Source organism: Zunongwangia sp. L-65 (assembly GCF_056859415.1).
In genome coordinates, this window is the sequence record NZ_JBSXOK010000077.1 from 1 (window position 1) to 7,791 (window position 7,791).

The 7,791-nt window shown below is 32.5% G+C and carries 7 protein-coding genes and 1 pseudogene; all 8 read right to left on the reverse strand.

Annotated elements, in window-relative coordinates; all coding sequences use genetic code 11:
• A pseudogene (locus tag AC13DP_RS18495) lies at nt 1-133 on the reverse strand (IS982 family transposase); the annotation flags it as partial.
• A gap of 37 nt (nt 134-170) precedes the next feature.
• Nucleotides 171-806, reverse strand: coding sequence for a hypothetical protein (locus AC13DP_RS18500; protein WP_483068258.1), 636 nt, complete (start codon nt 804-806; stop codon nt 171-173).
• Between the two features lie 245 nt (nt 807-1,051).
• Nucleotides 1,052-1,480 (reverse strand): hypothetical protein, encoded by a 429-nt coding sequence (locus tag AC13DP_RS18505; protein WP_084841005.1) that lies wholly within the window; start codon nt 1,478-1,480, stop codon nt 1,052-1,054.
• Between the two features lie 120 nt (nt 1,481-1,600).
• The gene (locus AC13DP_RS18510; RefSeq protein ID WP_084841006.1) at nt 1,601-1,855 is read right to left on the reverse strand and encodes a hypothetical protein; all 255 of its coding nucleotides are present in this window, start codon (nt 1,853-1,855) and stop codon (nt 1,601-1,603) included.
• A 116-nt stretch (nt 1,856-1,971) separates the two neighbouring features.
• Nucleotides 1,972-4,023: a UvrD-helicase domain-containing protein gene (locus AC13DP_RS18515; RefSeq protein WP_483068259.1), complete on the reverse strand. Its 2,052-nt coding sequence runs from the start codon at nt 4,021-4,023 to the stop codon at nt 1,972-1,974.
• A complete protein-coding gene (locus AC13DP_RS18520; RefSeq protein WP_084841008.1) occupies nt 4,007-5,803 on the reverse strand; it encodes an ATP-dependent nuclease in 1,797 nt (598 codons plus the stop codon). The genes AC13DP_RS18515 and AC13DP_RS18520 overlap by 17 nt, the downstream gene beginning before the upstream one ends.
• A 162-nt stretch (nt 5,804-5,965) precedes the next feature.
• The gene (locus AC13DP_RS18525) at nt 5,966-6,964 is read right to left on the reverse strand and encodes a CBS domain-containing protein (RefSeq protein ID WP_084841009.1); all 999 of its coding nucleotides are present in this window, start codon (nt 6,962-6,964) and stop codon (nt 5,966-5,968) included.
• Nucleotides 6,965-7,282: 318 nt separating this feature from the next.
• On the reverse strand, nt 7,283-7,618 hold the full coding sequence (locus AC13DP_RS18530; RefSeq protein ID WP_483068260.1) for a hypothetical protein: 336 nt from the start codon (nt 7,616-7,618) through the stop codon (nt 7,283-7,285).
• Nucleotides 7,619-7,791 lie beyond the last annotated feature (173 nt).

Sequence of the window (7,791 nt, forward strand, 5' to 3'; positions counted from 1 at the left end):
GTTTGGATTTTCTATTCCTTCTTTTGATGCTGCAATCAGCTTCAAGAAGATGTCCTTGATGGGCTTGTTCAAATTCTTGATGAAACTCATCAATAAAACAGAAAATTTCAGTAATTTTATCAGTAGAAATCATAAGCAGAAGATTAGTTAAATATTTGAAATTTAGATACTTAAATATACTGATTTTCTGCTTTTTCTTTGTTGTGCAATCCTTCTTTTTTACCTTTTCTTACATCGAACTCACGTGTTATATAAATATCTGCATCTGGAACTCTAATACAGGGACTTTGGCAATTAGGATCTTCACTTTTATAAATTGCAACCTTAAACCTTAAATCATTTAAACTGTTGTACCTATTTGCCGCTATTTGCAAGGCATTCCACCAAGCATTAGGCAATGTTCTATCCATGACAACAATTAACTGCGATTGTCTTTTTGTAATTATTATTTCCCCTGTATTCCTATCCGTTACCGAACGCACACTACCAAACTCAGGTATGAGACTTGTACTATAATGCTCTTCATTAGCTACAACAACCGATTTAACTTCCTTTACTGCTAGATCATCTTCTGTTAATAATATATCCCCCTCTACTAAATAACTCAACGTATTATCATCGTTCTGAATAGGAATTATATTATCAGTATCATATCCAAGATCTGCGATCATAGCGATAGTCTCTTGAGTCAAATCAATTTCGTTTAAATGATCATCAACATTATTTTGATCGTCATTACATGAAATAAAATAAAGCGAAAAAATTGCTATAGAAGCAATTTTTAAAAATGTATTTTTTTTAGTCATAAAATAAGCTTTAGAGGTTATTTAATTAAAATTCGAGCAGTCACCCAGTTTCGAAATTTAACCTAACCAAACCAATTACATTCTTAAAAAAACCACATAAATAATGTGGAAAAACCACATTATTACCGAATTTAATCGGCGGTATTTATAACATATAAAAATTTAAATAAATAATTTTAAAGCTAAGTTGTATGAAAAAAATCTACATCCAAGCCTTGTGGCAATTTTTTAGGTGAAGAAAATTATTACGTATTCCCTACTTTATGAGATTTGATTTGAAAATCTGCACTATCTATCGATAAAACACATTCGTCACAATAATAGTCTTCCATATCAATAATATATACCTCTCGTAGGTTTGTGTTTTGATAAATCCAATTAAAATATCTCTTTAAATGCTTTGCGATAGATATTGGCTTTGTATTATCTCTGAACTTGATCACAAAAATTAATATACCAGTTTTTTTATTTTGCAGAAAATGTGCAGCCTTCATCATACCGCCAACATACATCTTTCTACTAGAATTATTTTCCGATTCTAAAATGATATAATCATTCTTATTTCTTAAGACATAATCGGGCTTATACCCTCTTTCCAACTGCTGACCGTTTAAATATTTATTGTAACCGGCATATTCATGTTTTAGTTGTTTAAAAATTCTATCTGGAATCATTTTCTTTATAATATAAGTTATTTATAAAATTTCATAGCGAGAAATCTTGCGCCGTAAAGACAATCCAGTTATTTTACTATACGCTAATACATCCATAGACTAGCAACAAATTCTCTAAAATCATTTTTCATTGTTCTCCATCTGTTCAATAAAATCCTTAGGGGTTCTGCCAATTTTTGTAAGTCCCCTTTCTAAAGCATTCCAGCGCTGCTCTATTTCTTTGGAGAGTGTTCGTTCGCGCATTCCAATCATTGAATAGGCGTCCTGCATTAAGTATTGCTTTAATTCGTCTGGACAATTCGGATTCTCCTGTAGTATTTCGATCTTTAATTTTTCTAATTGCTCTTTCTCTATTTTGTCTAGAATCTTTTGCAATTTAAAAACAGTTGTTATTATTGTGCTTCTTTTATTATTTTCAAACCTTCTTAAATATACTCTTTGGTAAGTTAGCTTGTGCTTTTGGCGTTATGCTACTTGTGTCAATCTGTATTTTAATTCATAATCTCAAGTTCTATTATATCCCAATCTTCACCATTCATATCAGATAGGACCGAATCAAATCTGTCTTTGTGAATAGCAATACATAGCAAATGAGTAGGTCGTGAAAAACCGACATAAGCCATTTTTGTAGTCTGACGAATTTTATCTTTTCCACCGACATTGCTGTTAAGCGTATCTACAATATTTTCACCTTTTAGCTGATTACGCAACCGTTCTGATTCATAGTTGCCATAACCTCTGTTGTAAAATGTTTCAAGGTATAAGGTCGCTGTATGAGTTTGTCCTTTGGCTGAGTGTACAGTTCCGATCTCAATATTGATACCATCAGAGTCGAATGTGTTTAAATGAGGTTCATCTTCATTCGCATCTAAATCGACTTCAGATTCTCCATTTATGAAATTTGCTGAAGAAGCTACCTCTGTTTGAAACAAAGAGAGAAAAGTTGGAATATACTCCCTAATTGCGGTGATAGTTTCAGAGCTTTTCCCTCTTATGCATCCGATTGACCATTCATAAAGGTTCAATTTCAATTTCTCGTACTCGTTGTTTCCTTGAGCTTTAAAGAAGTTAATTAATTTTCTTTTTGTGTAAACTCTGTCATGTTCATCTAAGATATTTTCTAAACGAAGAACTTTTAAAAGTGCATTTAAAATGTTTTTACGTACGGATTCTAAAGTTTTTTTCTCTTTATCAAAGTACAGAACATAGTCTTCAAGGACTTTGAAATCTATTTGTTGACCAGAACTGGCTTTTGTAAAATGTGGCCAATAATCACATAGTGCTATTTTGTTGGCATCATCATGTTCTTTTCTCCAAGCAACTGCCATAAACTTGTGAGTTGGGTTCGATGGGATTGAATCAGAAGCTTGTAATTCTTTAATTTTTTCGGCAAATGAAGGAATTACAAGTTCTATTGTATCATCGTTATAAACAAAGATTGTTGGCTTAATGTCAATAGTAGAACCATCAGGATTAAGGTTTCTCCCTTCAACTGGATTTGGTGTTAATGCAAGATTTTGCACTAACTGAGCAATTCTAGGACTTAACCGGTGACTTCCATTGAGGAATAACACATTATCTCGGACAGACCAGATATTTTCAAGATGTACAGATCCTCCACTGTAAATAGCTTGGTTTTTATCACCAATTCTTTGAATTATTGATTGCGTGGATTCGTCTGAATGAAAAACAGCCTCAATTAAATCATGTTGATGGGTATCCATGTCTTGCATTTCATCAACAAAAACGAATTTGAAACGGTTCTGTAACAGTGTGATGATGGTAGGGTTTGTTAAAATTGAAAGGTTAGCTAGGAAATAAGCATCATCATAATGCAATACTTCTTTAGTCTTTAACAGGTGGGTTTTCAGACTTTTGAACCAACTATATAAGCTTGATTTCTCTTCAGCAGTATAATCTTGATAATTTCGTCCCCTTCTTGGCCTTTTTATCTCGAGTTTATCCCCATTCAGTCTTTTAATTAAAATGACTTCGCCTTCGCTCGAGTCTAAACGATATTTGTAGAAAATTGATTTATCTACATTGATGAGATGAAGAATTTTACGAAAATCATTATTAGAAAGCCCAAATCTGTACTGCCACGGATTATCAAGGATATAAGTTAACCTCTCATCATAGATTTCAGAGTCTATTCTTGAAGGTTTTTTCTTGAACTTGTTAGTATAGAAGGGAATTGCCAGGAATACATCAACAAAACTTTGAATAGTTCCAACAAAATTTGGATAGGTAAAAAGTTTAGGGCAATGCTTACCAATTCGCTCTTTTATCTCATCTACGGCTGCATTGGTGTGCGAAATAACTAATACACCACGTCCACTTTGTAACGGCATATATCTTTCCAATATTAGCAGTTTTGCAAGTAGAGCGGTTGTTTTGCCACTGCCAGGTACCGCTTGTAAGTCTAAGGTGCTCAGATCACGAATAAACAATCTCCTTTCGGGATCAAAGTTGTATCCTTCTGGTAAAAGAATTTTTTCTGCATATTCAATATCCGCATCTGTTATATTAATTTCCTGCGGCATATCTTATGGCTTTAATTAGATATTTAATGCTTTCATCATTATCCGTATCAATGACTATTGTCTGCTCCTCTGGTTTCTTTTGTAAGTCTTCATCTAGAGCAGTTGCTAATCTATAGGCGACTTCCGTTTTGTTTAGCTTCCTGTTCTTATCAATCAATTTAATAGCAAGCATCTTTTCAAAATCGGTATTCCAATCTGTTCCAGTATGAATAGATTTGCATACGCTTTGAAATGTAGACTTTAGACTAGTTGATTTAAATAAGGAATACTCTAAGGTCCAGTTTGGTGCAGTGTGATACTTTATACATTGTTTAGATTTTGCATCGTTTGAATCAATCGCTGCTTGTGTTTCATTTTGAATTGTTTCATCATCTCTTTTCACATAATCATCTCCATTTTTCTCATATTCTCTAATATCCGAATCTGTGATTACCGCTACCGGAATTGTCATATACGGCTTTTCTTTCCTGAGGTATACCTTGGAGTAATGGTCGAATCCTGTATTTCCAATATTTACTATTGAGATACCCTTTTCTGTTAGATTTATCCCTATAGCCTTTGCTATGCTGGGAATTAATATTTCTTCTGCCCAACCTTCTACTAGAATAACTCCCTTTGCGAAAAACAGGTTGGCTTTAGTTGTATCAAGAAATTTTTCTAGGAACTTATAATTATCAGAATCTAACTCTGTATATGCAGTTCCCATTGGAAAAGCATTATTGTCATTACAAATAATTAAGTTCTCAAGATTTAGTTTTGATGCAAGGTTAGGACTATGAGTAGTTAAGATTAATTGAATGTTTTTTTCGTTTTGTAGTGCCTCAATGATTTGCATTTGGGCTTGTGGGTGGAGGTGAGCTTCTAGTTCTTCAATCAATCCTAATCTTAAACCACTCCAATTTTTCTTTTGAAGGTGAAGCAATTCTGAAGCCATAAACAATCTATTCAAAGTCCCTAAACCAGGGTTTAGTTCATCCTTAATAGATAGTTCGAGTTTCTCTAAGATGTTTTTAAGATTATTACCGAGTACGCCAAAATTAGATTCCTTATTCGCCTCGTAAAATGCTTCAATAAACCTATCTATTTCTTTCTTTAATTCACTACCCTTTAAATCTTCACCTTCAAGGTCTTCACCTTCTTTATTCTTTCCAACAAAATAATTTTTTACCTCCTCGTTAAAATCTCTAAATAAGCTTACTAACCTATGATCTTCACCCTTTCCTTTAAAAGCTTCATGACCTTGAAGGATTTGCGTTAATCTTGAATTCTTCCGAGGAATTAACTCTGATTTAGCATCTCTTAGTGGTTTGAGATAAGTAGTTTTTAAATATTCTCTAGCCTCTGCTGTAAGCTGGTACCCAGACTCATCAACCCCAGCTTTAATTTCAGTTGGATAGATATATCGATCATTTAAATTTCTTGAAGCATCATAAATCAACCGTAGAAACGGCTTTGCTTCATCTCCTTCTCCTATCCATCCTAACCATTCTGTAAAATTCTTCGCTTCTTCATCTGATAGATTATCAAACCTTAATTCAATACGTAATCTCTCCGAACCATCATAAAAATCATCCCAATCTAACCTAAACCATTCAAAACTATGGGTTTTTAGCGTTATTTTTATTGAATCAATAATTGCACTTTTTCCAGAGTCATTTTCGCCTATAAGAACATTTATTCCTGTGGTGAAATTCAAATTTAAATTTGGCTTGTCCATGTCAATTGAAGAAATGTCACCAAATTTTCTAAAATTCCATAGTTTAAGGTTTGATAGATACATGATTTAATTACAATTTAAGTTTGAAAACTACTTTTCCATAAGGATGCAATAACTCTTTTAAAATTATTTGGAGTAGTCCATGAGGTTAATACTTTATTTCATGCCTCTTATTTAATCTTATGTAAGATTAAGATTGAAATTAAAATTTTTAAATACTCAGTATTAGCAATTCTCGTTGTAATCCATTAAGAATTTGGACATTTTTCTAAGTTGAATCAAATCTTCTTCTGAAATTTTATCAGGATGAAAATGCATCACACCATTCCTTATTTTTCGAATTTCATCTAATTCATTAGTAAAGTCTGCTTTGACAAATGGTAACTTTAAAATGTCCCACATTTCGTCATTTTCAATTACTCGAAGATATTCGCCAAAGGTCATATCACTAATAGATTCTATTTTCCTATTTTCATCTTCTATAGTTAATAATTTCAATAGATCTTCTAGTATTATTTTGTCATGTAATATTAATCGAATAAAGTTTTCTATTTGTTCGAGTAATATATAAGGCTCAATCTGCTCAATGAATTCTTCACTTAAATCTGAAGGAGTTACCGGGCCTTTAATTTTCTTTTCTTTATCTCGCACGAAAGCTACACCTCTTCTAATAACGGATTTTATTGCATCAAACAAAGGAGTTTCATCATCTATTATTTCAAAATCATTTGTCATGAAATCTTTCACGCAATCGGATTCTTTACCTGCTATAAGTCCTTTTGCTAATGATTGCCAACTAACAACACCTAATACCTCTCTTTCATTGTTCATAATTGGAACTTGAGTGAATTCATGTTTCCATAAAATATGATATGCTTTTTTTAGAGAAGCATCTCGAGAAATTGATATTGGAGTTTTTGCAGCCGCTTTTAAAACTGACAATCTATTAATTGGATCAAACTTTTCTTCAAATGTTTCTCCATTTATAATTCTAGCTTTATCTTTTTCTTTGAGTGTAACTTCATCATCAATCCATCCTCCTTGATAGTTTGGAACAACCACCATTTTTTGTTTTTCCAAATATTCATTAATTCTCCAAACATTTCCGCTTGTCCTTTTTTCGTAAAAATCGAATAACCAAATAAATTCTCTTTTGGTCATTTTTTTTCCTTTCCCTTTCTTTTTAATCTCTTTTACTAATTCAACAAATTCAGTTCTAGGCATTCAACTTTGCTTTAAATCGAACGTTTTCGGATCTCGATTGTAATGTTTTTGATTGACGGTTTTTCCGACATCACTGTCTACCGTAAAAATAGTAAAAACTTTGACATAGCTCGTAGTTACGCTATAATCGCTATTCTGGAAGTAATTTTTGAACCGACCATAGTCGCATTCCTAATTTAAACTTGTTTAGTTATCCCTATTTAAGTTCAAAAATTGCTTAGTTAATGAAGCAAGCATATAAAGATATGTTTTGCAATAATCGCTAATACCAATGGCGCGACTGATATTCGCTGTTATTCATAAGATTTACATATCGAATTAATAAATAGTCAAATCTTTATGTTTGCCTTCCTTCTTTTCTCTTTTGAGTTTCTTTACTTCCGAAAGAGAAATTTCTTTAAATGAGGTTATTTTTAAATTTTCGACTACATTACCATTGGAATCAATTTCCTTTCCTTTAGGAATTCTTATAGTTTCAAATTTAATTCTTACATAATCTTTTTTCACCACTTCCTGCGGTAATAAGTCAGAATAAGATTTCAAGTTTAACCCCTCTGTAATTTTATGAATCAAATTTAGGTTCAGCTTCTTCGGCTGCTTTAAATTTTCTAAGTTACCGATAAAACCTTCAGAAACATTTATATCTTGAGCCAATAGAAGTTGTGTTTTTCCACACAAGATCCTTGCTGGATGAGCCGGCCATAGTGAACCACGTGCGCCGGATGAAAGTGAGCATAGCAAACTAAGTGCGCAAAATCGATTCTACTGTGGTTAAATTTACTATTTATTTTTAAGTTTTTTCCTCATTGATTCCCCCTTGATATCTA

What these genes read in the sequence shown, in the direction of transcription:
- AC13DP_RS18500 (WP_483068258.1), bottom strand. Translation starts at nt 806, where the DNA reads ATGACTAAAAAAAATACATTTTTAAAAATTGCTTCTATAGCAATTTTT.
- AC13DP_RS18505 (WP_084841005.1), bottom strand. Translation starts at nt 1,480, where the DNA reads ATGATTCCAGATAGAATTTTTAAACAACTAAAACATGAATATGCCGGT.
- AC13DP_RS18515 (WP_483068259.1), bottom strand. Translation starts at nt 4,023, where the DNA reads ATGCCGCAGGAAATTAATATAACAGATGCGGATATTGAATATGCAGAA.
- AC13DP_RS18520 (WP_084841008.1), bottom strand. Translation starts at nt 5,803, where the DNA reads ATGTATCTATCAAACCTTAAACTATGGAATTTTAGAAAATTTGGTGAC.
- AC13DP_RS18525 (WP_084841009.1), bottom strand. Translation starts at nt 6,964, where the DNA reads ATGCCTAGAACTGAATTTGTTGAATTAGTAAAAGAGATTAAAAAGAAA.